23 protein-coding genes and 2 pseudogenes are annotated in these 25,627 nt (G+C 58.2%); 17 read left to right on the top strand and 8 right to left on the bottom strand.

The window, feature by feature from the left end:
* Positions 1-112 precede the first annotated feature (112 nt).
* Entirely contained in the window at positions 113-439 is a 327-nt protein-coding gene (gene nirD, locus AB6V08_RS18225; RefSeq protein ID WP_368544220.1) for a nitrite reductase small subunit NirD, read from the bottom strand.
* Positions 436-2,979, bottom strand: coding sequence for a nitrite reductase large subunit NirB (gene nirB / locus AB6V08_RS18220; protein WP_368544219.1), 2,544 nt, complete (start codon positions 2,977-2,979; stop codon positions 436-438). Before nirB ends, nirD begins: the two co-directional genes overlap by 4 nt.
* 239 nt (positions 2,980-3,218) lie before the next feature.
* Here nirB and AB6V08_RS18215 point away from each other — a divergent pair, with 239 nt between their 5' ends.
* Positions 3,219-4,520 carry a cytosine deaminase gene (locus tag AB6V08_RS18215; protein ID WP_368544218.1) on the top strand — a complete coding sequence of 434 codons (1,302 nt, stop codon included), beginning with the start codon at positions 3,219-3,221 and terminating at the stop codon, positions 4,518-4,520.
* An 18-nt stretch (positions 4,521-4,538) separates the two neighbouring features.
* Here AB6V08_RS18215 and tsgA read toward each other — a convergent pair whose 3' ends face one another.
* Complete coding sequence (tsgA, locus tag AB6V08_RS18210) at positions 4,539-5,723, bottom strand: MFS transporter TsgA (protein WP_368544217.1); 1,185 nt, start codon at positions 5,721-5,723, stop codon at positions 4,539-4,541.
* Between the two features lie 279 nt (positions 5,724-6,002).
* Between tsgA and ppiA the strand changes: the two genes are divergently transcribed.
* The 4 genes from ppiA (at position 6,003) to argD (ending at position 9,167) form a co-directional block, all read left to right on the top strand.
* Positions 6,003-6,575 (top strand): peptidylprolyl isomerase A, encoded by a 573-nt coding sequence (ppiA, locus tag AB6V08_RS18205; protein WP_368544216.1) that lies wholly within the window; start codon positions 6,003-6,005, stop codon positions 6,573-6,575.
* A 105-nt stretch (positions 6,576-6,680) separates the two neighbouring features.
* The gene (locus AB6V08_RS18200) at positions 6,681-7,265 is read left to right on the top strand and encodes a putative adenosine monophosphate-protein transferase Fic (protein ID WP_368544215.1); all 585 of its coding nucleotides are present in this window, start codon (positions 6,681-6,683) and stop codon (positions 7,263-7,265) included.
* Positions 7,266-7,296: 31 nt separating this feature from the next.
* Positions 7,297-7,860: an aminodeoxychorismate synthase component 2 gene (pabA, locus tag AB6V08_RS18195; RefSeq protein WP_368544214.1), complete on the top strand. Its 564-nt coding sequence runs from the start codon at positions 7,297-7,299 to the stop codon at positions 7,858-7,860.
* Positions 7,861-7,946: 86 nt separating this feature from the next.
* A complete protein-coding gene (argD, locus tag AB6V08_RS18190) occupies positions 7,947-9,167 on the top strand; it encodes a bifunctional acetylornithine/succinyldiaminopimelate transaminase (RefSeq protein ID WP_368544213.1) in 1,221 nt (406 codons plus the stop codon).
* A 78-nt stretch (positions 9,168-9,245) separates the two neighbouring features.
* Here the strand turns inward: argD and AB6V08_RS18185 are convergent, their stop codons facing one another.
* Both AB6V08_RS18185 and crp read right to left on the bottom strand, forming a co-directional pair.
* Positions 9,246-11,333, bottom strand: coding sequence for a YccS/YhfK family putative transporter (locus tag AB6V08_RS18185; protein ID WP_368544279.1), 2,088 nt, complete (start codon positions 11,331-11,333; stop codon positions 9,246-9,248).
* Between the two features lie 57 nt (positions 11,334-11,390).
* Entirely contained in the window at positions 11,391-12,023 is a 633-nt protein-coding gene (crp, locus tag AB6V08_RS18180) for a cAMP-activated global transcriptional regulator CRP (RefSeq protein ID WP_000242758.1), read from the bottom strand.
* Positions 12,024-12,333: 310 nt separating this feature from the next.
* Between crp and AB6V08_RS18175 the strand changes: the two genes are divergently transcribed.
* Positions 12,334-12,738 carry an OsmC family protein gene (locus AB6V08_RS18175; protein WP_368544278.1) on the top strand — a complete coding sequence of 135 codons (405 nt, stop codon included), beginning with the start codon at positions 12,334-12,336 and terminating at the stop codon, positions 12,736-12,738.
* An 87-nt stretch (positions 12,739-12,825) separates the two neighbouring features.
* Here the strand turns inward: AB6V08_RS18175 and AB6V08_RS18170 are convergent, their stop codons facing one another.
* Genes AB6V08_RS18170 through AB6V08_RS18160 form a run of 3 tightly spaced genes read right to left on the bottom strand, consistent with a single transcriptional unit; the run spans position 12,826 to position 14,964 of the window.
* The gene (locus AB6V08_RS18170; RefSeq protein WP_368544212.1) at positions 12,826-13,695 is read right to left on the bottom strand and encodes a phosphoribulokinase; all 870 of its coding nucleotides are present in this window, start codon (positions 13,693-13,695) and stop codon (positions 12,826-12,828) included.
* Positions 13,696-13,726: 31 nt separating this feature from the next.
* Entirely contained in the window at positions 13,727-13,945 is a 219-nt protein-coding gene (locus AB6V08_RS18165; protein WP_368544211.1) for a YheU family protein, read from the bottom strand.
* Positions 13,942-14,964 (bottom strand): hydrolase, encoded by a 1,023-nt coding sequence (locus tag AB6V08_RS18160; protein WP_368544210.1) that lies wholly within the window; start codon positions 14,962-14,964, stop codon positions 13,942-13,944. The genes AB6V08_RS18165 and AB6V08_RS18160 overlap by 4 nt, the downstream gene beginning before the upstream one ends.
* Positions 14,965-15,192: 228 nt before the next feature.
* Here AB6V08_RS18160 and mdcA point away from each other — a divergent pair, with 228 nt between their 5' ends.
* The 11 genes and pseudogenes from mdcA to AB6V08_RS18110 form a co-directional block, all read left to right on the top strand.
* Positions 15,193-16,848 (top strand): malonate decarboxylase subunit alpha, encoded by a 1,656-nt coding sequence (gene mdcA / locus AB6V08_RS18155; protein WP_368544209.1) that lies wholly within the window; start codon positions 15,193-15,195, stop codon positions 16,846-16,848.
* Positions 16,848-17,705, top strand: a complete 858-nt coding sequence (locus AB6V08_RS18150; protein WP_368544208.1) for a triphosphoribosyl-dephospho-CoA synthase — start codon at positions 16,848-16,850, stop codon at positions 17,703-17,705. The genes mdcA and AB6V08_RS18150 overlap by 1 nt, the downstream gene beginning before the upstream one ends.
* Positions 17,706-17,714: 9 nt before the next feature.
* Positions 17,715-18,014 carry a malonate decarboxylase acyl carrier protein gene (gene mdcC, locus AB6V08_RS18145; RefSeq protein WP_368544207.1) on the top strand — a complete coding sequence of 100 codons (300 nt, stop codon included), beginning with the start codon at positions 17,715-17,717 and terminating at the stop codon, positions 18,012-18,014.
* The gene (locus AB6V08_RS18140) at positions 18,007-18,840 is read left to right on the top strand and encodes a biotin-independent malonate decarboxylase subunit beta (RefSeq protein ID WP_368544206.1); all 834 of its coding nucleotides are present in this window, start codon (positions 18,007-18,009) and stop codon (positions 18,838-18,840) included. Before mdcC ends, AB6V08_RS18140 begins: the two co-directional genes overlap by 8 nt.
* Complete coding sequence (gene mdcE / locus AB6V08_RS18135; protein ID WP_368544205.1) at positions 18,840-19,640, top strand: biotin-independent malonate decarboxylase subunit gamma; 801 nt, start codon at positions 18,840-18,842, stop codon at positions 19,638-19,640. Before AB6V08_RS18140 ends, mdcE begins: the two co-directional genes overlap by 1 nt.
* Positions 19,641-19,767: 127 nt before the next feature.
* Positions 19,768-20,727, top strand: coding sequence for an AEC family transporter (locus AB6V08_RS18130; RefSeq protein WP_368544204.1), 960 nt, complete (start codon positions 19,768-19,770; stop codon positions 20,725-20,727).
* A gap of 2 nt (positions 20,728-20,729) precedes the next feature.
* Positions 20,730-21,347 carry a malonate decarboxylase holo-ACP synthase gene (locus AB6V08_RS18125; RefSeq protein ID WP_368544203.1) on the top strand — a complete coding sequence of 206 codons (618 nt, stop codon included), beginning with the start codon at positions 20,730-20,732 and terminating at the stop codon, positions 21,345-21,347.
* Positions 21,347-22,243 carry a malonate decarboxylase subunit epsilon gene (gene mdcH / locus AB6V08_RS18120; protein ID WP_368544202.1) on the top strand — a complete coding sequence of 299 codons (897 nt, stop codon included), beginning with the start codon at positions 21,347-21,349 and terminating at the stop codon, positions 22,241-22,243. The genes AB6V08_RS18125 and mdcH overlap by 1 nt, the downstream gene beginning before the upstream one ends.
* Positions 22,244-23,134: 891 nt before the next feature.
* Positions 23,135-23,593, top strand: a complete 459-nt coding sequence (locus AB6V08_RS18115) for a phage tail assembly chaperone (protein ID WP_368544201.1) — start codon at positions 23,135-23,137, stop codon at positions 23,591-23,593.
* Between the two features lie 125 nt (positions 23,594-23,718).
* Positions 23,719-24,048 (top strand): annotated as a pseudogene (locus AB6V08_RS23265) (BapA/Bap/LapF family prefix-like domain-containing protein); the annotation flags it as partial.
* Between the two features lie 33 nt (positions 24,049-24,081).
* Positions 24,082-25,627, top strand: a pseudogene (locus tag AB6V08_RS18110) (hypothetical protein); the annotation flags it as partial.

Genomic DNA, 25,627 nt, shown 5'->3' with positions numbered 1-25,627 from the left:
GAGGGGGTAAGAATTGACGTCAGGATAACAGCAGGAATCGCACGGAACATACGGTTTTTCCTGCCGTTACCCAGAAGGGGTCATAAGCCTTTCCTACAGGAAAGGCGGGGGGTTAGCCTTTCAGCTGCACCTGGCCGTCCTTCACGCGGACGTCGTAGTGCTTCACGGAGTGCGTTTCATCTTCCATGCAGCGCCCGTCGCTTAGGCGGAAGCGCTGTTTTTTCAGCGGGCTGGCAACCCACAGCTCGCCCTGATGCTCCGCAATCAGGCCGCGAGAGAGCACGCTGGCGTCGAAGAACGGGTCGATATTGCTGATGGCAAAAACCTGTTCGTCGTGACGAGGGCGGAAGATCGCCACCTGCTCATTGCCCAGCAGCGCGCAGACGCCGGTTGCGGGCAGGATGTCGTTAATAGTGCAGATGTTTACCCACTGGCTCATACGTTTTCCTCCACCAGAGTCACCGGAATGCGTTCGTAAGGCGTCGCCGGACGATGCTGCTCGCGCTCGGGCACTACCTGCACGTTCGGGTCGCGCTGGGTGCTGTTGATAAAGTGTTTGAAGCGGGTCTGGGCGGCCGGGGTATTCACGGTTTCAGTCCACTCGCAAATCACCGCCTCGCGCAGGCGCGCCATCTCTTCTTCCAGATGCGCGTTCAGGCCCAGCTTGTCGTCGATGATGACCGATTTCAGGTAGTCGATGCCGCCTTCCAGATTGTCGAGCCAGGACGCGGTACGGGTCAGCTTGTCGGCGGTGCGGATGTAGAACATCATGAAGCGGTCGAGATACTGGATCAGCGTGTCGCGATCGAGGTCCGCGGCCAGCAGATCCGCGTGGCGCGGTTTCATCCCGCCGTTGCCGCACACGTACAGGTTCCAGCCCTTCTCGGTGGCGATGATCCCCACGTCTTTCCCCTGCGCTTCGGCACATTCACGGGTGCAGCCGGAGACGCCGAACTTCATTTTGTGCGGGGTACGAATGCCCTTGTAGCGGTTTTCCAGCTCTACGCCGAAGCCCACGCTATCGCCCACGCCGTAGCGGCACCAGGTGCTGCCCACGCAGGTTTTCGCCATACGCAGCGCTTTGGCATACGCGTGACCGGTTTCAAAGCCCGCTTCAATCAGCTGACGCCAGATTTCCGGCAGGTCATCTTTCTGCGCGCCGAACAGGCCGATGCGCTGGGAGCCGGTGATTTTGGTGTAGAGGTTAAATTCACGGGCGATGCGGCCCACCGCCACCAGGCCTTCCGGCGTGATTTCGCCCCCGGCGGAGCGTGGAATGACGGAGTAGGTGCCGTCTTTCTGGATGTTCGCCAGGAAGTTGTCGTTGGTGTCCTGCAGCGGCGTATGTTCCGGCTTGAGAACGTACTCGTTCCAGCAGGAGGCCAGCAGGGAGCCGACGGTCGGTTTACACACTTCACAGCCATAGCCCTGACCGTGTTTTTGCAGCAGTTCGTCGAAGGATTTGATGCCTTCCACGCGGATCAGGTGGTACAGCTCCTGGCGCGAGTAGGAGAAGTGCTCGCACAGGTTGTTGTTCACTTCGATGCCCTGCTTCGCCAGCTCGGCGTTCAGTACCTGCGTGACCAGCGGAATACAGCCGCCGCAGCCGGTACCGGCTTTGGTTTCGGCCTTCAGCGCCGCCACGGTGTGACAGCCTTTGTTGATGGCCGCGACCAGCATCCCTTTGGTGACGTCGAAGCAGGAGCAAATCTGGGCGCTGTCCGGCAGTTTATCCACGCCGATAGACGGCTTGCCGCTGCCAGCGTGGGCAGGCAGGATCAGCGCGTCCGGGTTTTCCGGCAGCTCGATGGCGTTCAGCACCAGCTGCAGCAGGTTGCCGTAGTCGCTGGTATCGCCCACCAGCACCGCGCCGAGCAGGGTTTTGTTGTCCTGGCTTACGATCAGGCGCTTGTAGACTTCTTTGCTTTCGTCGAGATACACGTAGCTGCGGGAGTTCGGGGTGCGGCCGTGCGCATCGCCGATGCCGCCCACGTCCACGCCCAGCAGCTTCAGCTTGGCGCTCATGTCCGCGCCTTCGAAGGCGTTTTCGGTGCCGAGGATATGGTCAACGGCAACCTGCGCCATTTTGTAGCCCGGCGCGACCAGGCCGTAAACGCGGTTGTTCCAGCTGGCGCACTCGCCGATGGCGTAGATATCCGGGTCAGAGGTCTGGCAGGCGTCGTTGATCATAATGCCGCCGCGCTGGGCAACGGCCAGACCGCACTGGGTCGCCAGCTTGTCGCGCGGACGAATCCCGGTGGAGAAGACAATAAAATCGACTTCCAGCTCGCTTCCGTCGGCAAAGCGCATGGTTTTACGCGCCTCGGTGCCTTCCTGGACGATCTCTTTAGTGTTTTTGCTGGTGTGAACCTTCACGCCCATGCTTTCGATTTTACGGCGCAGCTGGTCGCCGCCCATGTGGTCAAGCTGCTCGGCCATCAGCATCGGGGCAAATTCGATAACGTGGGTTTCAACGCCGAGGTTTTTCAGTGCGCCTGCCGCTTCCAGACCCAGCAGGCCGCCGCCAACCACCGCACCGCGCTTGCTGCGGCGCGCGCAGTTTTCGATGGCTTTAAGATCTTCAATGGTACGATAAACGAAGCAGTCCTGAGTTTCTGACCCTTTGATCGGTGGGATCCACGGGTAGGAGCCAGTCGCCATAATCAGCTTGTCGTAAAAAACCGTGCGTCCGGCGCTGGAGTGGATCACTTTTTCCTGGCGGTTGATGGTGATGGCGCGTTCGCCCACCAGCACGTTTACGCCGTGCTTCTCATAGAAACCTTCACGCACCAGAGAGAGCTCTTCGGCGGTGTGGTGGGAGAAGTAGGAAGAGAGGTGCACGCGGTCGTACGCCTTGCGGGGTTCTTCACAGAACACGGTAATGTCGAAGCGGGCAGCGTCGGCTTTATCGAGAAGATCCTCAATAAAGCGGTGGCCGACCATGCCGTTACCGATAATTGCGAGTCTGACTTTGCTCATTTTTGCCTCGATTTCTTTTCTATTACCGCCTACCTTAACGATTCAGCACGGGGGCTTATTGATGCAAATCAAATACGCTTTCACCTACTACTTAGGTGGTATATCACTGATTTGTCAGGATTTTTATAAGTCGAGGAAATCACTCGCTTTTCGGCGGCGTCGATTTTGTGTACAAATTAGGTAGCGAATTTTTTAAAACGGGTACTCCTAAATAGCAGAGCCGTTTTTCGGGGGAAGATATGTCTACAGCACCACTTTGGCTTGTACAGAATGTCCGGTTACCGGGTCGTGAAGGGCTATGGCAAATCGCCATTGAGAACGGGCGTTTTGGCGACATCACCCCGATGGGCGACGGCCACAGCGAAAGCTATGAGATCTTAAACGCCCGCGGCGGGCTGGCGATCCCGCCGTTTATCGAGCCGCACATCCATCTGGATACCACCCAGACGGCGGGTGAGCCGAACTGGAACCAGTCCGGCACGCTGTTCGAAGGCATTGAGCGCTGGGCGGAACGCAAGGCGCTGCTCAGCCATGAGGACGTAAAAGCCCGGGCGTGGAAAACGCTGAAGTGGCAAATCGCCAACGGCATTCAGTTTGTCCGCACCCACGTGGACGTTTCTGACCCGACGCTCACCGCGCTGAAAGCGATGCTGGAGGTTAAGCAGGAGGTCGCGCCGTGGGTCACGCTGCAAATCGTGGCCTTCCCGCAGGAGGGGATCCTTTCGTACCCGAACGGCGCGGCGCTGCTGGAAGAGGCATTAACGCTGGGGGCGGACGTGGTCGGGGCAATCCCGCATTTCGAATTCACCCGCGAATACGGCGTGCAGTCCCTGCATATCGCCTTTGACCTGGCGAAGAAGTATGACCGTCCGCTGGATATCCACTGCGACGAAATCGACGACGAGCAGTCGCGGTTTGTCGAAACCGTCGCCGCGCTGGCGTACGAGGCGGGAATCGGCCCGCGCGTTACGGCCAGCCATACCACCGCCATGCACTCGTACAACGGGGCGTACACCTCGCGGCTGTTCCGCCTGCTGAAGATGTCCGGCATTAACTTTGTCGCTAACCCGCTGGTGAACATTCACCTGCAGGGGCGTTTTGACGACTATCCGAAGCGCCGGGGCATTACGCGGGTCAAAGAGCTGCAGGAAGCGGGCATTAACGTCTGCTTCGGTCACGACGACGTCTTCGATCCGTGGTATCCGCTCGGCACCGGCAATATGTTGCAGGTGCTGCACATGGGGCTGCACGTCTGCCAGATGATGGGCTATCCGCAAATCGACAGCGGCCTGAACCTGATCACCCACAACAGCGCCCGAACCTTTGGCCTGAGCGATTACGGTATCGAGCGGGGGAATCCGGCGAACCTGATTATTCTGCCTGCCGAGAGCGGGTTTGAAGCGGTGCGCTGCCAGGTGCCGGTGCGCTGGTCGATTCGTCAGGGGCGCATCATTGCGACCACGCAGCCGGCGCAGACCTGGATCCAGATGGACAGCGGGGGAGAGGAGATTAGCTTTGCCAGAAACAGCCCCTCTGCATAGCGCAAAGGGGCGAGGGGTTTAGTGAGATGCCGCTGCCGCGTTATGCTGGCGGTGGCGGCTCACGAAGCCGAGGATAAAGCACATGATGAACACCACGGCGTACAGACCGTTCGCGGTATGCAGCGCAGCCAGCGGGCCGCTGTGCGCCACAATCGGGCCGGTGACCACGAAGGTCAGCATGGTGCCGATGGTGCCGCAGGTCAGCACGAAGTTAACCAGCTTCGGCGAGGCCACTTTGGTTTGCAGCGAGCCCAGGGTGATGATCGAGGTGTAAATCGCGCTGGAGAAGAAGCCCAGGGTCAGAATGAACCACGGCATATGCTCCGGCGAACCGTTGATGAACAGGTACATCAGCACGGTAGCCAGGCCCGCCAGCACGGTCAGAATGCGCTGCAAATCGAAGAAGCGCAGAATGAAGCTAAACGCCCACATGCCGAACATGTAAGACATCCAGAAATCGCTCACCAGTTTACCCGCGTCGTTCAGGCTCATGCCCAGACCTTTGGCGTATTCCGGCACCCAGGAGATAAAGCCCAGCTGGCCGAGGATGTAGCACAGTGCCGCGATGGACAGGAACAGCACGCCGATACCCCATTTCTCTTTCGCCACCGGCTCTGCGCTGGTCTGCGCCTTTTTGCCCAGCACCGGGAACTCACAGCCGAAGGTCAGAACAAAGATAGCCACGTACACCAGGCCGATGCAGGCGTAAACCCAGTACCACTCGATGCTGCGCGCCAGCAGGTATGCCGCCACCATCGGGAAGATCATCCCCGCCATGCTGAAGAAGGAGTCCGTGAACAGCAGACGCGCGCCGCGCTGGCGGCCTTCATACATGTGGGTGATCAGGAACGTACCGATGGACATGGTGATCCCGCTCACCAGACCGAGCACGAACATGGCGGCGGAGAACAGGGCGATGCTGTGGCTCAGCATCAGACCCGCCACGGCGGCGACCATCAGCACAAACCCAAAGCGCAATTGCGTTTTCAGCGGGACGATTTCCATCAGCCAGGCGTTGAGGAAAATGGAGATCAAAATGCCGGCATTCAGGAAGGTAAAGGTGTTACTCATGCTGGAAACGGGCAGCTGGAAGTAATCTGCGATATTTCCCATCACCATCCCGGTGACGATCACCAACGCGCCGGTCAGGGCGTAGGAGAAAAAGCTGATCCATGTGAGCTTGATGCGATTGCTGTTAGTCATGTCTGGCCTGTTCAAAGTAAAGTAAAACGCATTGACTGCGTTCGAGCGGGCAGATTTTAGACGGGAAAGTGATCTAATTAAACGTTTTAGGAAACTTTCGAATTAAATTGCAGGGTTTAGTGTGATCTGAATCACATAAAATCGTGCCCAAACCAATCGTTTGCGCAGTTACAACTGTTTCAATTTCGTAAAATTAGGTAAAAGGCTGGCCTCGGTTCATACTGCTCTTTAGAATCAAGCCACTCGCTCTTCTTTACTGCGCTTTGTTAAGGAATTCTCATGCTCAAATCAACGCTGGCGGCTGTTGCAGCTGTGTTTGCTCTTTCTGCCGTTACTCCTGCTGCGCTGGCAGCGAAAGGTGACCCTCACGTTCTGCTGACCACCTCTGCCGGGAATATTGAGCTGGAACTGAATAGCCAGAAAGCTCCTGTTTCTGTGAAAAACTTCCTCGACTACGTGAACAGTGGTTTCTACAACAACACCACCTTCCACCGCGTGATCCCAGGCTTCATGGTGCAGGGCGGCGGCTTCACCGAGCAGATGCAGCAGAAACAGCCTAACCCGCCAATCAAAAACGAAGCGGACAACGGCCTGCTGAACACCCGCGGCACCATCTCGATGGCGCGAACGGCGGATAAAGACAGCGCAACCAGCCAGTTCTTCCTCAACGTCGCGGACAATGCCTTCCTCGACCACGGCCAGCGCGACTTCGGTTACGCGGTATTCGGTAAAATCGTGAAAGGCATGGACGTGGCGGACAAGATTTCTCAGGTTCCAACCCACGACGTCGGCCCGTACCAGAATGTGCCGACAAAACCGGTTGTTATTCTGTCTGCGAAAGTCCTGCCGTAAGCGTCTTTGCGCGGGCAACCTCTGCCCGCGTTGCTGACCCCTCCCTGCGAAACCGCATTTTGCCGCTTATACTTGTGGCAAACGGACATATCAGGGAGGCGTTAAGTGAAAAAACTCACCGAGAAGCAAAAATCCCGTCTTTGGGAACAGCAGCGAAGCGCGAATTTCCAGGCCAGCTGTCTCCTTGAAAAAGGTCACGGTCCTAAGGACCCCCAGATTGAGACGCTCCCTCTTGGGCCGTCGGCCCCCGGGCTGCCCCATCTGCGCCTGATCCATCGCCATCTCTACAGCAGAGAGATGAAGCGCGCAGGCGAATTCCGCACCGACGATATTTTTAAGGGTGACACGCCGTTCTGCCATTTCGAATACATCGAAAAGGTGGGGAATGAGCTGATGGATGCCCTGGAAAGCGACAAATATCTGGCTGGCCTTGAGAAAGCGGAATTCATCAACAAAGTGAGCCATTACTACTGCGAAATTAACATGCTGCATCCTTTCATGAGCGGTAACGGCATCGCCCAGCGCGTTTTCTTTGAACAGCTGGCGATCCACGCAGGCTACCTGCTGCACTGGCAGGATATCGATCCCAAAGCCTGGGCCGACGCCAACCAGAGCGGGGCGATGGGGGATTTGAGCGCCCTGACGGCCATCTTCAGCAAAGTGGTAAGCGAAGCGCGCGAAACTGAGTAGAATAGGGCGGCATTTTTGTTCTGGAGCCGCCATGATCCTGCTGATTGATAACTACGATTCCTTCACCTGGAACCTTTACCAGTATTTTTGTGAGCTGGGTGCGCAGGTGGAGGTTCGCCGCAACGACGACATTACCCTTGCGGAGATCGCGGCGCTGGCGCCGCAGAAAATCGTTATCTCGCCGGGGCCGTGTACGCCGTCTGAATCCGGCATCTCGCTGGACGTTATCAAACATTATGCCGGTAAGCTGCCGATCCTCGGCGTGTGCCTCGGCCATCAGGCCATTGGCCAGGCCTTCGGCGCGACCATCGTTCGCGCGGCGAAAGTGATGCACGGCAAAACCTCCCCCGTCACCCATAATGGTGCTGGCGTGTTCAGCGGGCTGAATAATCCGCTTACCGTGACCCGCTATCACTCGCTGGTGATCGACCCGCCAACCCTGCCCGCCTGCTTTGAGGTCACCGCCTGGAGCGACACGCGGGAAATTATGGGCATTCGCCACCGCGAATGGGATCTCGAAGGGGTGCAGTTCCACCCGGAAAGCATTCTCAGCGAGCAGGGCCATCAGCTGCTGGCGAATTTCCTCAATCGCTGAATATCTATTGCCTTGCTTTGATTTTTTATGCATATTTTGTGACTATATTTTCACAATTTCTGTGACATAAAATGGACGGGCATGACATGGCAACTGAACAACCAGCAATTACTCGCGCAACATTCGATGAAGTGATCCTGCCGATTTATGCACCGGCTGAATTTATCCCGGTCAAAGGGAAAGGCAGCCGCGTGTGGGATCAGCAGGGTAAAGAGTACGTTGATTTCGCGGGAGGAATTGCGGTGACGGCGCTGGGTCATTGCCATCCCGCGCTGGTGGAGGCGCTGAAAACCCAGGGCGAAACCCTGTGGCACACCAGCAACGTCTTTACCAACGAGCCGGCGCTGCGTCTGGGCCGCAAGATCATCGACGCCACCTTTGCCGAGCGCGTGCTGTTCATGAACTCCGGCACCGAAGCCAACGAAACCGCCTTCAAGCTGGCGCGCTTCTACGCCTCGACCCGCCACAGCCCGTACAGAACCAAAATCATCGCCTTCCATAACGCCTTCCACGGCCGCTCGCTATTCACCGTGTCCGTTGGCGGTCAGCCGAAATACTCCGACGGCTTTGGCCCGAAGCCTGCCGATATCATCCACGTGCCGTTCAACGATCTTCACGCGGTGAAAGCGGTGATGGACGATCACATCTGCGCGGTGGTGGTCGAGCCGATTCAGGGCGAAGGCGGCGTCACGGCGGCGACCCCGGAATTCCTCAAAGGCCTGCGCGAGCTGTGCGATGCGCATCAGGCGCTGCTGGTGTTTGATGAAGTGCAGAGCGGCATGGGGCGTACCGGCGATCTGTTTGCCTACATGCACTACGGCGTGACGCCGGACATCCTGACCAGCGCCAAAGCGCTCGGCGGCGGCTTCCCGGTGAGCGCGGTGCTCACCACCCAGGAGATCGCCTCCGCGTTCCACGTGGGTTCTCACGGCTCCACCTACGGCGGCAACCCGCTGGCCTGCGCCATTGCCGGGGCGGCGTTCGATATCATCAATACCCCGGAGGTGCTGAGCGGCGTGAATGCTAAACGCGAGCTGTTCGTGAAGCACCTTCAGCAAATCGATGCGCAGTACGACGTGTTCAGCGAGATCCGCGGCATGGGCCTGCTGATTGGCGCGGAGCTGAAGCCGCAGTACAAAGGCCGCGCGCGCGATTTCCTCCACGCCGCCGCGCACGAAGGCGTAATGGTGCTTAACGCCGGGCCGGACGTGATGCGCTTTGCGCCGTCGCTGGTGGTGGAAGAGAAGGATATTGAAGACGGATTAACCCGCTTCGCGGCAGCGGTCGGGAAGATTGTCCGGGGATAACCTTATTGCCCGGCGGCGCTGCGCTTGCACGGGGCTGCAAAACCGTATGTCGGATGAGCGAAGCGTCATCCGGCAAAATTAGTACGGCGTCCGCTTTAAAATTCGCGTTAACCAAATGCCGTGATGCGGACGCTGGCGCCACGCCACCGACGAAATGGTGTGCATGGTGTTCAGATGTCCCAGAATGCGCTGCAAATGCTGTTCAAGGGTGCTCATCGGCCCGTGGGTCAGCGTTTCCGGCGCTTCCAGAATGTTCGAATCTCCCGCCTCGCCCGGCGCGTCGTACTCCAGGCGCTGCTGACAGCGCTGCAGGGCAATTTCACAGGATTGCAAATAGCGCTGCGCCAGATCCGGCGTCAGCATCGTGTGCTCGCGCGCGAGGGTGGTCATGGCGTTGATGTGTTCGACGATAAACTGGCTGTGCGTGACCCACAGCCGCATGTCCGCCAGATAGTGCGAGTTAAACCCCGGCTCCTGCATCGCCTGGTTCAGGGAGTTAAACAGGGCGTTGTGCGCCTGGTTGACCTTCATGCGCTGGTAGGCCAGCGGGGAGGGCTGCGGATCGTCGCTCAGGATCAGGCGAATCGCCTGCTGATCCGCCTCCAGCGCGTCGTGGGCGTTCTGGCGCAACAGCCCGCTTTGCCACTGCGGCCACAGCCAGACCATGCCGCCGAAGGCAATCAGGCAGCCAATCAGCGTATCCACCAGCCGGGCGACTATAAATTGCTCGCCGTTGAGGGTCAGCAGCTGCAGGGTATACACCGCCGTCACCGTAAAGCCCACCATCGCCCAGCCGTAGTTCTTGCGGATAATCAGATAGCTCACGATCGTCACCGCCAGCATGCCCAGCAGGGTGTAACCGTCCGGTACGTGGAAGTGCAGCGTGATGCCCGCAATGATCAGCCCCGCCATCGTGCCGCCCGCCCGGTGCAAAATGCGCACCCGCGTCGCGCCGTAGCCGTTTTGGGTGACGAACAGCACGGTCATTAAGATCCAGTAAGGCTTCGGCAGGTGCAGCGCCACTCCCATCAGGCTGGCGATGCTGAGCATCACGCTTATCCGCGCGGCGTTGCGCAGGGCGGAGGATTTGAAAGAGAGGTAGCTTTTCAGCGCAGGCAGCAGCGGCAGGCGCTTTTGCTTATCCGCCATTAAATCGCGCGGGTAGAGCGGGCGCTGGGTGCGCAGAACACGGGCAATGCGGCTGAAGTGCCAGGCGGCGAACTGGCCAACGGGGTTATCTTCGTGCTGACGGGCAATCTTCTCCAGCGCGCCAAGCTGCTTGTCCATGTTGAAGCGCGTGGGATAGCGGTGGTAAAGAATATCGTCCGCCAGGACGCGCAGCCGCGCGGCAACCGTCTGCGCGTTCCAGCGGATCACCGCTTCGGCGTGGCTGCGCTCAACCAGCTTTTGCACCTCCTGCGGATGGTGCAGGCTGACGGAGATATGCTCCTGCAGATCCAGCCCCACCTGGAAGACGCGCAGCAGCCGCTTGTAGTCATGGTTTTTATTGGCGGCGAGCATGTGCAGCTGCTGGTAACACTGGCTTATTAAATCCACCACCTTCTGCTGGCGGGCCAGCAGCGGCGGCAGGGATTTCTCCGGGTCGGTGTGCTGGGTGAGCAGGGTGTATTTCGCCTCGCAGTACTCCGCAAGCTGCACGTACAGCAGGCTCAGGGACTCGCGCAGCGGCTGTTCGCGCCACAGCCAGAACCAAAACCAGTTAAACACGCCGTACCACAGCGTGCCCGCGGCGTAGATCAGCAGCGGCTCCCACACGGGCATGTTCCCCGCAAGGCTCAGCGTGAAGATGGCGGCGATAAGCGAGGCGGGCAGCAGGCGGGCGTGGAGCGCGCTGATTTCAGCGGTCACGCCGAGGGTCATCGCCAGCACGGTTAAAATCAGCGGCAGCGGAATATCGCGCGCCAGCAGCAATTGCACGGCGAGGCTACAGCCTGCAAACAGGCAGCCGCCAATAATCAGGCGTTTGAAAAAGCGTTTATGCGGGGTATCGAGCCCGGCGATATTGCAGCAGGCGGGAACCAGAGAGAACAGCAGCCCTTGCTGCAGATGGCCGAGAATTAACCCCACCGCCACAGGCAGGCATAACACCAGCGTTTGTCGCAGTGCGTAGTTAACTTCCGGGTGATAGATGAGCCTGCGCCACATGGGGAATAGAGACAAAAACGGCGTGGCACCTCGCGATGCCACGCCGTTTGACCGGAATTAACGGGTTCCGTAGACCACGATGGTTTTACCGTGGGCGGAAATCAGGTTCTGGTCTTCGAGCATTTTCAGGATACGGCCCACGGTTTCGCGGGAGCAACCGACGATCTGACCAATTTCCTGACGCGTGATTTTAATTTGCATACCGTCAGGGTGGGTCATGGCGTCTGGCTGTTTCGCCAGGTTCAGCAGGGTCTGTGCGATACGACCCGTAACATCCAGGAAGGCGAGGTTACCCACTTTCTCAGACGTGACCTGCAGACGGCGAGCCATCTGGGAAGAAAGACGCATCAGGATGTCAGGGTTAACCTGAATCAGCTGACGGAATTTCTTGTAGGAGATTTCAGCCACTTCACACGCGGTTTTTGCACGAACCCAGGCGCTACGTTCCTGGCCTTCTTCAAACAGGCCCAGTTCACCGATGAAATCGCCCTGGTTCAGATAAGAAAGGATCATTTCTTTGCCTTCCTCATCTTTGATCAGCACTGCCACCGAGCCTTTAACGATGTAATACAACGTTTCCGCTTTTTCACCCTGGTGAATCAGCGTGCTCTTTGATGGGTACTTATGAATGTGGCAATGAGACAAGAACCATTCGAGTGTCGGGTCTGTTTGCGGTTTGCCAAGCACCATGCGCTGTTATCCTCTGTTATAAGCTGTCACCAGAGTCATAAGATGCAGCCAGACTCTGGGGTTGCAATCGAATTCTTACCCATACCTGGGAAGTTGGCTGTCGTAACGTTTCGCAGCCAGTAAAGTTTGATGTCCTCTGCATACATGTGTAACGTCAATGTATTACTGTAGCATCCAGAGTGTTTTAGCATAGCTTTCGCCGCGTGTCTCCTGGTGTCTCGCTTCAGCATGATGCAGGTCGCCTTCCGTTGCGAGAAATGTAACGCGCGCGTAATCTGTCACCAAAAATGCAACGTTGGAGTAAATGAATATGCAAGCGCGTGTGAAATGGGTAGAAGGTTTAACGTTCCTGGGCGAATCCGCTTCCGGACACCAGATTTTGATGGACGGTAACTCCGGCGACAAAGCCCCAAGCCCGATGGAGATGGTGCTGATGGCGGCGGGCGGTTGCAGCGCGATCGACGTCGTCTCTATTTTGCAAAAAGGCCGTCACGACGTGACCGACTGCGAAGTAAAGCTCACTTCCGAGCGTCGCGAAGAGGCGCCGCGCCTGTTCACGCACATTAATCTGCATTTTATTGTGACCGGCACCGAGCTGAAAGACGCGGCGGTGTCGCGCGCGGTGGATCTTTCTGCGGAGAAATACTGCTCTGTGGCGTTAATGCTGGAGAAAGCGGTAAAAATCACGCATTCGTATGAAGTGATTGAAGCTTAAAAACAACGCCCGGTGGCGCTGCGCTTACCGGGCCTACAGCTGCTCGAACGTAGGCCGGATAAGCGAAGCGCCATCCGGCAACAGACGTCACGCGATCTGCTTGCCTTCCATCAGCCGCTGCACCAGCGGCGTCATAATCAGCTCCATTGCCAGCCCCATTTTCCCGCCGGGCACCACCAATGTATTCATGTGAGATATAAATGAGCCCTGCAGCATCGCCAGCAGCCAGGGGTAGTCGATATTGTCCAGATTGCGGAAGTGAATAACGACAAAGCTTTCATCCAGAGAGGGGATGGTTTTGGCGGCAAACGGGTTTGAGGTGTCTACCGTCGGGACGCGCTGGAAGTTGATGTGGGTGCGGGAGAACTGCGGCGTCAGGAAGTTGATGTAATCCTCCATCGAACGCACCACCGAATCCATCACCGCCTCGCGGGAGTGGCCGCGCTCGCTGATGTCTCGCGTCAGCTTCTGGATCCACTCCAGGTTCACAATCGGCACCACGCCCACCAGCAGATCCACGTGGCGCGCCACGTCGTGCTGGGTCGTCACGACGCCGCCGTGCAGCCCTTCATAAAACAGCACGTCGGTTGGCTCCGGCAGCGGCTGCCAGGGGGTGAAGGTGCCCGGCACCTGGTTCCACGGAACCGCTTCGTCGTAGGTGTGCAGATATTTGCGCGACTGCCCCGTGCCGGTTTGACCGTACTCGCGGAACGTCTGTTCCAGCAGGCCAAAGTCGTTCGCGTCAGGCCCGAAGTAGCTGATGTGCTTGCCCAGATCGCGCGCTTTGCGGATCGCCATATCCATTTCAGGGCGGGTGTAGCGGTGAAAGCTGTCGCCTTCAACCTCGGCGGCCCGTAAATTCAGCTGCGCGAAAATCTTGCGGAAGGCGAGGCTGGTGGTGGTGGTTCCCGCACCGCTGGAGCCTGTAACGGCAATAACCGGATGTCTGGCGGACATAGCAACTCCCTGACTGGAAAGGGTTTAAAGGTCAGCCGTGAAAGGCGTTGCGGGGCATGATATTGACCGTTTCGTGCAGTTCAGACCATACCAGCACCACCTCGCCGCTTTTGAGCTGGCGTCTTACGTCGTTGACCTTTTGTTCGAGCGAACGTTCCTGTTCACCATAATCGGTGCCTTCGCGTAATACAAAGCTTTCAATCAGATTATCGAGCGTTTCGGGAGCCAGATCCTGCCAGGGAATAATCATTTTTTATCGTCCAGGAAAGGGGTGAGCCAGTCGGGAATGCGTGATTCCAGCCACATCTGCGGGCGTCGTAGCGTGCCGCCGACAAAGCCAACGTGGCCGCCGTGTTCGGTCAGCTGATACTGCACGTTGGCGGGCAGAAATTCCTGCGCCGGGATGGAGTGATGATCCATAAACGGATCGTCTTTCGCGTGAATAATCAGCGTCGGTTTGGTGATTTTGCTTAGCACCGGCATCGCGCTGCACTGGCGATAGTAGTCCAGCGCGTCGGCGAAACCGTGAATCTTCGCGGTGATCAGATCGTCGAACTCGCGCAGACGCCGCACTTTCTTGAGCTGTTGCAGGCTCACCGGAAGGGTGTCCGGGTAGGCCTTCAGCTTGCGCGCGGCGTTGGCCTTCAGCAGATTGAGCAGATAGCGCTGGTAGACCCGCGAAAAGCCTTTTTCCATATGATAGCTGCAATGCTCCAGCATAAACGGCGCGGAGACAATCACCGCCGCGTCCAGAGGAACCGCATCGCCCTCTTTTGCCAGCAGGCAGGCCAACATATTGCCGCCCAGGGAATAGCCGACGGCGGCGGTAGGCGCGGTGCCGAAGTTCTCGGTCAGCCAGCGTAAAAACCAGGTGCCGTCTTCGGTTTCACCGGAGTGATAGATACGCTTCTGGCGATTCGGCTCGCCGCTGCATCCGCGAAAATGCATCACCACGCCAAGCCAGCCGCGCGCTTTCGCCGCCTGAATCAGGCCGTGGGCGTAGGGGCTGTGAAGGCTGCCTTCCAGACCGTGAAACACCACCAGACGCGGCTTGTGTTTCGCCTGCTCCGGCGCTTCGCTCCAGGCGAGATCGATAAAGTCACCGTCCGGCAAATCCAGCCGTTGCCAGTGCGGTGTGAACTGCAGCTTGCGGCGAATAAGGCGCGGCAGCATGGTTTGCAGATGGCGGTTAGCCACGCCGCGCATAGGCACGAACGCTGCGCTCTCTTCAGGCGCCATGTCGAAGTCTGATGGGATAATTTGGGTCATAACGGCGATGCTGATTATTGTCTGTTATTTACGATACCTTCCGAATTGTACCCCGTTTAGCCCGTTTTTCCGAAACATGAACTGATCCCGATCACATTTCCTTACGTTGATTATTACTCTCAGGCTAATGAATCCGTCCTACGCTTAATTGATGCCTTTCTCACCAGCGTGCAGACTTTACTCAACGTTAAGCAAATCAGAATGATTAGCTGAATCAGGAGGTTAATAATGTTATCTGGGCAAACACCCACCCGGCAATGGAACACGCGCCGCACTGAAAAAGCGCGCCGCCTGGCATCCGTACCGGTGCAGGGCAAGGTACTGCCAACCGGCGACCTTGTCGCCATGCTGGAAAAACTGATTGCGCCAGGCGACAAGGTCGTCCTGGAAGGCAACAACCAGAAGCAGGCAGATTTTCTTTCCCGCTCGCTGGCAGAAGTGAACCCGCAAATCGTTCACGACCTGCATATGATCATGCCAAGCGTTGGCCGCAGCGAGCATCTGGATATCTTTGAAAAAGGTATCGCCCGCAAGCTCGATTTCTCGTTCTCCGGTACGCAAAGCCTGCGCATTTCGCAGCTGCTGGAAGACGGACAGCTCGAAATCGGCGCCATCCACACCTACATCGAACTTTACTCCCGCCTGTACGTTGATCTCTCGCCAAACGTGGCGCTGATTGCCGGGTTCAAAGCTGACCGCAAAGGTAACCTCTATACCGGCGCGAGCACCGAAGACACGCCGGCGCTGGTTGAAGCCGCCGCGTTCCACGACGGGATTGTTATCGCCCAGGTCAACGAGCTAGTGGACGACGAATGCGACCTGCCGCGCGTGGATATCCCCGGCTCCTGGATTGACTTCGTGGTCGTCGCCGACAAGCCGTTCTTCATCGAACCGCTGTTTACCCGCGACCCGCGTCTGATCAAGCAAGAGCATATCCTGATGGCGATGATGGCGATCAAAGGCATCTACGCAGAGCATCAGGTGCAGTCCCTGAACCACGGGATTGGCTTTAACACCGCTGCGATTGAGCTGCTGCTGCCAACCTACGGCGAACAGCTCGGCCTGAAGGGCAAAATTTGTAAGCACTGGACCCTGAACCCGCACCCAACGCTGATCCCGGCGATTGAAAGCGGCTGGGTTGAGAGCGTTCACTGCTTCGGCGGCGAGCTGGGGATGGAAGAGTACATCCGCGCCCGTCCTGACGTCTTCTTCACCGGGGCCGACGGCTCGATGCGCTCTAACCGCGCCTTCTGCCAGCTGGCAGGCCAGTACGCGGTGGATATGTTCATCGGTTCTACCCTTCAGGTAGACGGCTACGCCAACTCCTCAACCGTGACCCGCGGGCGTCTGTCCGGCTTCGGCGGCGCGCCAAACATGGGCCATGACCCGCACGGTCGTCGTCACGCCACTCCGGCCTGGCTGAACATGATCACCGAGCCTGACCCGATGCAGCGCGGTAAAAAGCTGGTGGTACAGATGGTTGAAACCTTCCAGGCAGGCGTGAAGCCGACCTTCGTGGAAAAACTGGACGCGGTTGACGTGGCGAAAGCCTCCGGCATGCCGCTGGCGCCGGTCATGATTTACGGCGATGACGTCACCCACGTGCTGACGGAAGAGGGGATTGCCTACCTCTACCGCGCGAAAGATCTGGAAGAGCGCCGCGCCATGGTTGCCGCCGTTGCGGGTATCACCGATATCGGCCTGGGCGTTGACGCCAAACGCGTCGCCGAGCTGCGTCAGAGCGGCAAAGTGGTTTACCCGGAAGATATGGGGATCCGCCGCACCGACGCCACCCGTTCGCTGCTGGCGGCGGGCAGCGTGTCTGACCTGGTTGAATGGTCGGGCGGTCTTTATAACCCACCTGCGAAATTCCGGAGCTGGTAATGAAACTTCTGCCCCAGATCCAGGTTGAAGGCGGTGCCGAATGGCTGGCGCGAACCGCCACGCAGTGTCTGATTGACGAAGCACGATTAAGCCCGAAACCCGGTCTGGTGGACAGTCGGGGGAACGGCGCGCACCACGATCTCACGCTTGCGCTGATGGAGCGTTCCGCGCACAGCCTGACCCCTACGTTTCAGGCGCTGGCGCAGCAAAGCTGGCAGCGTCCGGCGGATATTGCCCTGCGCCAGACGGTCGGGCGACTGGGCCGCGAAGGCGAGCGGCAGATGATGGCCGCCACCGACGGGGTAAACACCCACCGGGGCGCTATCTGGGCGCTTGGGCTGCTGGTGAGCGCCGTAGCGATGCTGGGCGGCAGCGCGAATGCGCAGGCCGTCGCCAGAACCGCCGCACTGCTGGCAAAACTGCCGGACGACGCGGCGCCGAAGGTGTTCAGCAAAGGGCTGCGAGCCACCCACCGCTACCGGGTGCCGGGGGCGCGGGAAGAGGCGCAGCAGGCTTTCCCGCACGTGATGCAGCGTGCCCTGCCGCAGCTTCGTCTGAGCCGTCTGAACGGCAGCAGCGAAACCCACGCCCGGCTCGATGCGCTCATGGCGATCATGACCTCCCTCACCGACACCTGCGTGCTCTCACGCGCTGGAATGGAAGGGCTGGACGCTATGCAGGACGGCGCCCGTGCGGTGCTTAGCGCGGGAGGATGTGCCACCGCCGCAGGCCAGCAGGCGCTGGTCGCGCTAGACCGCCAGATGCTCGCGCTCAACGCCTCGCCGGGCGGCGCCGCTGATTTGCTCGCCGCCACGCTGTTTCTCGACCGTATCGAGATGCCTTATTCAAAGCATTAAGAGGATGTTATGGAAAAAATTACATTGACCGTGCCAGCCAGCCGCGCGTTAAGCGGTAAGGCGCTGGCAGGGGTTGTCGGCTCCGGGGATATGGAGGTGTTATTCACCGCCGAACCGGGCGAGACCTTAACCATTGATATCACCACTTCCGTCGACAACAGCCGCGGTCGTTGGGACGCCCTGTTCAGCCGTCTGCAGGCCGTCAGCAGCCTGCCCGCGGGCAAGCTGGTTATCCACGATTTCGGCGCGACGCCCGGCGTGGCGCGCATTCGTATCGAACAGGTTTTTGAAGGGGTGAACCATGCGTGATGACAGCAGCTTTATTGAACTGAAGGCCCGCCAGCGCGCGCAGGCGCTGCTCGATGACGGCAGCTACCGCGAACTGCTCGACCCGTTCGAAGGCATTATCTCCCCGTGGCTTGGGCCGCAGGGCATTGTGCCGCAGGCCGATGATGGCATGGTGGTGGCGAAAGGCACCATCAACGGTCAGCCCGCGGTGGTTGTGGCGATTGAAGGCGCCTTCCAGGGCGGCAGCATGGGCGAAGTGTCCGGCGCCAAAATGGCGGCGGCGCTCGAACTGGCGGCAGAAGATAACCGCAACGGCATCCCGACTCAGGCGGTGCTGTGCCTCGAAACCGGCGGCGTGCGTTTGCAGGAGGCCAACCTCGGCCTGGCGGCGATTGCCGATATCCACGCGGCGATTGTTGACCTGCGCCGCTACACCCCGGTGATCGGGATTGTGGCGGGTACCGTGGGCTGCTTCGGCGGGATGTCTATCGCCGCGGCGCTGTGCAGCTACCTGATTGTGACCCGCGAAGCGCGTCTGGGCCTGAACGGCCCGCAGGTTATCGAGCAGGAAGCGGGCATTGAAGAGTACGACTCCCGCGATCGTCCGTTTATCTGGAGCATGACCGGCGGCGAGGTGCGCTATGAAAGCGGGCTGGTGGACGCGCTGGTCGGCGACGGCATCAACGCGGTGAAAGGCGCGATGAACGACGCGATCGCCAAAGGCGTTCCGGCGAAGCACCGCACCGATAACTACGACGATTACCTGAATCGCCTGACGAATTTCGACACCCGCAAGCAGGCCGATGCCGAACAGATTAAAGCGCTTTTTGCCCGGGAGGTGAAATGATGAGTAACGCAATTAGCCGTGGCGCACTCTGGCTGGAAACCCTCGCCCCGAATGCCAAACGTCTGGAAGGGCTTTGCCCGTCCGTGCAGGCAGCAGACGGCGAACTCAACGGCGAAGCGGTACGCTTTGTCGCGGTCGTGCCTGACGCCAACAACCACTTCCCGCGCGCCGCGCAGGGTGAGGTCGGTCTGCTGGAAGGCTGGACGCTGGCGAAAGTGGTCAGCGAAACCGTCGCCGCAGATGCGAACAGCGCCGTGAAACGCCCGATTGTGGCGGTGATCGACGTGCCGAGCCAGGCCTACGGCCGCCGCGAAGAGGCGTTCGGTATTCACCAGGCCTTAGCGGGCGCGGCGGCAGCCTATGCCAACGCGCGTCTCGCCGGGCATCCGGTGATTGGGCTTATCGTCGGCAAAGCGATGTCCGGTGCGTTTCTGGCGCACGGCTACCAGGCTAACCGCCTGATCGCCTTCAACGACGCCGGGGTGCTGATCCACGCGATGGGCAAAGAGTCTGCCGCACGCATCACGCTGCGTACCGTCGAGGCGCTGGAAAAACTGGCGGCCACCATTCCGCCAATGGCCTACGACATCAGCAACTATGCCACCCTGGGGCTGCTTTCCGACCTGCTGAACATCAGCAACCCGGATGCCCCATCCGCCAGCGATCTGGCGCAGGTGAAATCCACCCTGCAACAGGCCATCGCAGACGCGCGTCAGGACACCACGCTGAAAAACCGTCTGGGTGCCGACAACCGCCGCAGCTCAGCCCTCGTACGCGAACGTATGCGAGCAAGCTGGTAAGTAAAAAGAAGACCTGCCAGATGCATCACCCCGTGGGCGCGCCCGCTGCGCCCGCGAGGGGCGATGCATCCTGAAAAAATAATAAACATCGCGCCAGTGCTATAACTTTTTTACTACAGGTGATTTTATGACTTACGTAATTGTTCATGCTCTTGCACCGATTTTCGTCATCATGCTGCTGGGATTCTGGGCCGGTAAGGCAAAGATGGTCGATAACAAAAATGTTTCCCTGCTCAATATCTTCGTAATGGATTTCGCGCTGCCGGCCGCGCTGTTCAGCGCCACCGTGCAAACGCCGTGGACCGGGATTGTGGCGCAGTCGCCGCTGATTCTGGTGCTGACGCTGGCGATGTGGATCACCTATGCGGCGATCTACTTCCTCGCGACCAGCGTGTTTAAAAAATCCCCGCAGGACGCGGCGGTGCTGACCCTGACCGTTGCCCTGCCAAACTACGCGGCGCTCGGCCTGCCGATTCTGGGCAGTGTGCTGGGTGAAGGCTCGTCCACGTCGCTCTCCGTCGCGGTGTCTATCGCCTGCGGTTCAGTGCTGATGACCCCGTTCTGCCTGCTGATCCTGGAGCGCGAAAAAGCGCGCGCTGAGGGCAATAACTCCGGCTCCACGCTCTCTATGCTGCCGGTGCTGATGTGGCGTTCAATCAAAAAACCTATCGTGATGGGCCCGCTGCTGGGTGTGATTTTGTCCGCTATCGGCATCAAAATGCCGGAGCTGGTGCTGGCGGCGATTAAGCCTCTGGGCCTGGCGGCAACCGCTGCGGCGCTGTTCCTGACCGGGGTGATCCTCTCTGCCCGCAAGCTGCAGATCAACACCATGGTCATTACCTCGACCATCGCCAAGCTGCTGATCCAGCCGGCTATCGCGTGGGGTATCGTGCTGATCTTCGGCCTGCACGGCTCCGTGGCGATCACCGCTATCCTGATGATTGCGCTCTCAGCCGGTTTCTTCGGCGTGGTGTTCGGTAACCGCTTCGGCGTGCAGTCGCCGGATGCAGAAGCCGTGCTGCTGTTAAGTTCCGTACTGTGTATCCTGTCGCTGCCGCTGTTTATCTCGCTGACTTCAGGAATGTAACCATGACCGCAACATTACGCCCACACGACCTCATCTGGCTCAACGCGCGCGACGCGCTGGAAGGGATTACGGAATCCTGGGTAGACGGCGCGTGGCATCCCGGCCTGCCGGTGGTGGTGCGGCGTGATGTTGATAATGCCGGGCGTGTTCCCGTTGGCGTGCGCGGTTTACGCCGCGACCAGCGGGCGGCCGGATGGGTGAAGCCCGAAAACGTTCTGCGCGTGGTTTCACCGGAAAATTTGAGCGTAGCGGGGGATCTGCTGCGCTCACCCTTTGTGACCCAGCCGCCGGTTCAGGTGGCGCTTCAGCTTTCTCAGCAGGCGTGGCCGTGGACGTGGGGCATTACCGGCAGCACCGGCTATGCGCTGGCGACCGGGATCCCGGTTATCCACGCCGACAGCGATCTGGATCTGCTCATCCGCGCGCCGCAGCCCGTTTCACCCGATGCTTTTGCCGCCTGGCAGTCTCAGCTTAGCCGCGCCCTGTGCCGCGCCGATACCCAGGTCGACACGCCGGAAGGCGGCTTTGCGCTGGCGGAGTGGCTGCGGGACGGCAAAACGCTGCTGAAAACCCGCCGCGGGCCGCGCCTGGTGGCCGATCCGTGGCGCAGGGAGGAGTGATGAAAATACTGTTTACCTTTCCGGGGCAGGGCACGCAGCGTGAAGGCATGCTGCAAAGCCTGCCGGGAACTGAGCTGGCCCAGGCGCGCGAGGTGCTTGGCGAAGAAGTCGATACCCTCGACACCGCCGCCGCGTTAACCCATACCCGCGCGGTGCAGCTTTCCCTGCTGATTGCAGGCGTAGCCTGGGCGCGTGAGCTTGAGCGTCGCGGCGTGTCGCCGGACATCGTCAGCGGCCTGTCGATTGGCGCCTATCCCGCTGCGGTTATCGCCGGGGCGCTGGATTTCGCCGACGCCCTGAAGCTGGTGGCGCTGCGCGGCGATTTGATGGAGCAGGCCTATCCCCACGGCTACGGCCTGACGGCGATAATGGGGCTAACGCTGCCACAGGTTGAAACCCTGCTCGACGGCACCGGAACCTATATCGCCAACCTCAACGCGGAAACGCAGATTGTCATCGCCGGCACCGATGACGGCATGGCGCAGGTAGCGCAGCGCGCGCTGGCGAAAGGGGCGAACAAAGCCCATCGTCTGGCGGTGAGCGTGCCGTCCCACTGTGAACTGCTGGCAGAGCCTGCGGCAACGCTGGCCGAGGCGTTTAGCGGCGTGACGCTTTCCCGCCCGCGCTGCGCGTACCTCAGCGGCAGCACCGGGCGCGTGCTCTGGCAGCCGGAAAAGATTGCCGACGATCTGGCGATGAACATGGCGCGCACCGTGCGCTGGCAGGAGGCGGTGATTTCCGCCAACGAGCGCGAAGCGCGGCTGGCTATCGAGATGCCGCCCGGCGGCGTGCTGACCTGCCTGACGCGTCAGGCGGCGTGGGAAGGAGAGGCGGTTTCCCTGGAGCGCAGCGGCGTGGACGTGGCGGTGCATCTGGCGCGTCGGCTGCGCGGGTGATTTTTGCCCGCTGAGATTGCGTACTCACGCGCTCAGTTGCTGAAAATCGGGTAAGGGGGCTGGGCCGGAAAACGGCCCAATGAAGCCTGCGCATCGGCGGTTTATATACAGCAAGGATAACAGCACGCCTGACATGAAAATCCTGAGTTAGCCCTTCGACCAATCGTCAATAATTGAATCTCATCCGCCAGACAATCACACTCACTGTCACCTCACATATCCCTTCCACCGTTCCCTGCGGTACTGCGCTGTCTGGCACGTTTATTATATCGCGCTGAACCCACGCACCTCCAAATAAACATCTCTTACCTACTGAAGAGGGTTAGGAATATGCTTTGAGCGATTTTCCTAAATCCCTCATCCATGTATGTTTAGGGGTTTTTCTTATTGCAAAGTATGTTTAGTATTGGACACAAGTATCCGGTAGCCGTTTATATTGTCGGCTTAAGCATAATATTTATCGGGTGGGTAAGTAAATAATCCAACCCTATTTATTTGTGTCCTGGTACTAAAGAGCAAAGTGTCTGGATAAGCGGTTATGTATATCAGTTGAGTCATATCATTATTGGTATTTTAACTTTTGGAAGGGTAAGTATGTTCGAGCAAATTAAAGGTGGTGTCTACAGATTGCATTGAAGGGAAACCTAAGTATTGCTAGTCAAGCATATGACACCTCCAATAAATGGCCAAAACAGTTGGCCGTACCGCGCTAAAAATTTCTCATGCTGATACCAGACAGTAAGCGGTTTATACAACGGGACTGTTTGATCTATTTCGAACTACTTTTACTGCTTCCAGCTATCTGGACGTACCTCACTTTTTCTTTCGGGAGAAGAAACGGCGGTTTTCTCCTGAAAAAATATTAAACCCGCCAGTGAAGAGAATGATGCTATGGAAAGTAAAGAAATCGTATTTGACGACAAAAAATTTATGTTAGTTAAGCTGCAGGCCTGGAATCGCTTGATGTTTGTTGCTGATTTGCAAAAGGATATTCTGGCGCCGCTGCTGGAAACGCTCGGGGAAAAATCGTTGGAAGGGCTTGTTTCAACAGTATCAGATCAAGAAAACAAGCCTGATATCACGAAGCTATTAAAATCATTATCCACTGTAATTGATAGCCGTAACCTGGAAAAGTGGGTTAAGAGAGTGCTTTCAGAAGGGATGATTGTCTATCTCAAAGAGGACGATCAAAAAGTAAAACTGTCTTTCCATGAATTAACGAAATTATTCTCTACGCCTCAGGACATCATCATGCTGATGAAAGAGGCGATTGTATTCAATCTGGACGGTATTCTCGACATCATTAAAAACATGGGAGGAGAAAAAACAGTTAAACCGCAACTAAGTTAATGGTTTTGCTTTAAATGTATAGGAAAACATATCGAGTCAGGAAGTGGATGAAGGGTGTTCCTGCGAGAATTTACTCACTCACGACGTGTTTTCTTATTTGCAAATAAATATGGGACTGAATATGTATGAATGGATCAATTGATTATTTCTCTTCCTCAGGCGAAAAGCTCGCCAGTACGGCAGGGACGACCGGGGTCGCCCCTGCCCAAAGCGGAGCCATCCGCTTACCTATTTCAGCAAGGGATGTAACAGGCGTACAGAAGGAAAATAACACCCTCAATATCTTCTTAAAGGACAACCAAAAAATTGTCATCAAAGACTTTTTCGGTGATACGAAGAAGAAGCTGGTTTTTGATGATGGTAAAGAGATCTTTGAAGGGGATTATCTTGCAAAGGAACAATTCAACGGCCTGCAATTTAAACCATTGCAAAGCTTTGAAGAGGTATTTGCAGGAACTGAAACTGCCGTAGCCGCTGGTGAAGAGTATGTGTGGGTCGTACCTCTCATTGCGATGGCTGCGATTAGTGGTCTTGCAATTGCCGCAATAAATCACAGCAGCGGCAGTAGCAGTAGGGCGAAGAGCCTGGATACAGGCAAAGATGAGCTCGACGCAGCCAAAGACGATGCGAATAAGGCGATCGACGAGATGCCTCACCTGAGCGACAAGGAGAAAGACGACGCTCATAAGGCCGTTGATGATGCGACCACCGTGGAGGAGGTCAACAAGGCCGTTGATGATGCCGCCGCACAGGATGAGGCTAACAAAGCCGCTGAAGATGCTGCTCGCGAAAATCTCGAAAATGCCAAGAACGACGCCGACAAGGCGATCGACGACATGCCGCACCTGAGCGACGAGGAGAAAGACGACGCGCACAAGGCGGTTGAAGAGGCGACCACCGAAGAGGAAGTCAACAAAGCCGTTGATGATGCCGCTGCACAGGATGAGGCCAACAAAGCCGCTGAGGAGGCCGCTCGCGAAAATCTTGAGAACGCCAAAAACGACGCCAACAAGGCGATCGACGACATGGCGTACCTGAGCGACGAGCAAAAGGACGATGCCCACAAGGCCGTTAACGATGCGACCGACGTTGCGGGCGTGGAGCAGGCCGTTGCCGATGCAGCCGCGAAGAATCTGGAGAACGCCAAATCGGACGCGACCCAGGCCGTGGACGATATGGCGTACCTGAGCGACGAGCAGAAGACTCAGGCAAAGGAGACGATCCAGTCCGCGACAACCGTTCCCGATGTCGAAAAAGCGCTGGCCGATGCTGCCAGAGATAACCTCGAGGCTGCCAAAAACGACGCCAATAAGGCGATCGACGAGATGCCTCACCTGAGCGACGAGGAGAAAGACGACGCTCATAAGGCAGTTGACGAGGCGACCACCGTAGAGGAGGTCAACAAGGCCGTTGATGATGCCACCGCCCAGGAAGAGGCCAACAAAGCCGCTGAAGAGACGGCCCAGGAAAACCTTGAGAGTGCAAAAGACGACGCCAACAAGGCGATCGACGACATGCCTCACCTGAGCGACGAGCAGAAGGACGACGCGCACAAGGCCGTTGAAGAGGCAACCACCGAAGAGGAGGTTAACCAGGCGGTTGAAGAGGCGGCACGCGAAAACCTTGAGGGCGCGAAAAACGACGCCAACAAGGCGATCGACGACATGGCGTACCTGAGCGACGAGCAGAAAGATAACGCCCACAAGGCCGTTAACGATGCGACCGACGTTGCGGGCGTGGAGCAGGCCGTTGCCGATGCTGCCGCGAAGAACCTGGAGAACGCCAAATCGGACGCGACCCAGGCCGTGGACGATATGGCGTACCTGAGCGACGAGCAGAAGACTCAGGCAAAGGAGACTATCCAGTCCGCGACGACCGTTCCCGATGTCGAAAAAGCGCTGGCCGATGCCGCCAGAGATAACCTCGAGGCTGCCAAAAACGACGCCAATAAGGCGATCGACGACATGCCGCACCTGAGCGACGAGGAGAAAGACGACGCTCATAAGGCGGTTGACGAGGCGACCACCGTGGAGG

Source organism: Enterobacter soli (assembly GCF_964208575.1).
Taxonomy (GTDB): domain Bacteria; phylum Pseudomonadota; class Gammaproteobacteria; order Enterobacterales; family Enterobacteriaceae; genus Enterobacter; species Enterobacter soli_A.
This window is presented reverse-complemented; position numbering and strand designations above follow the sequence as displayed.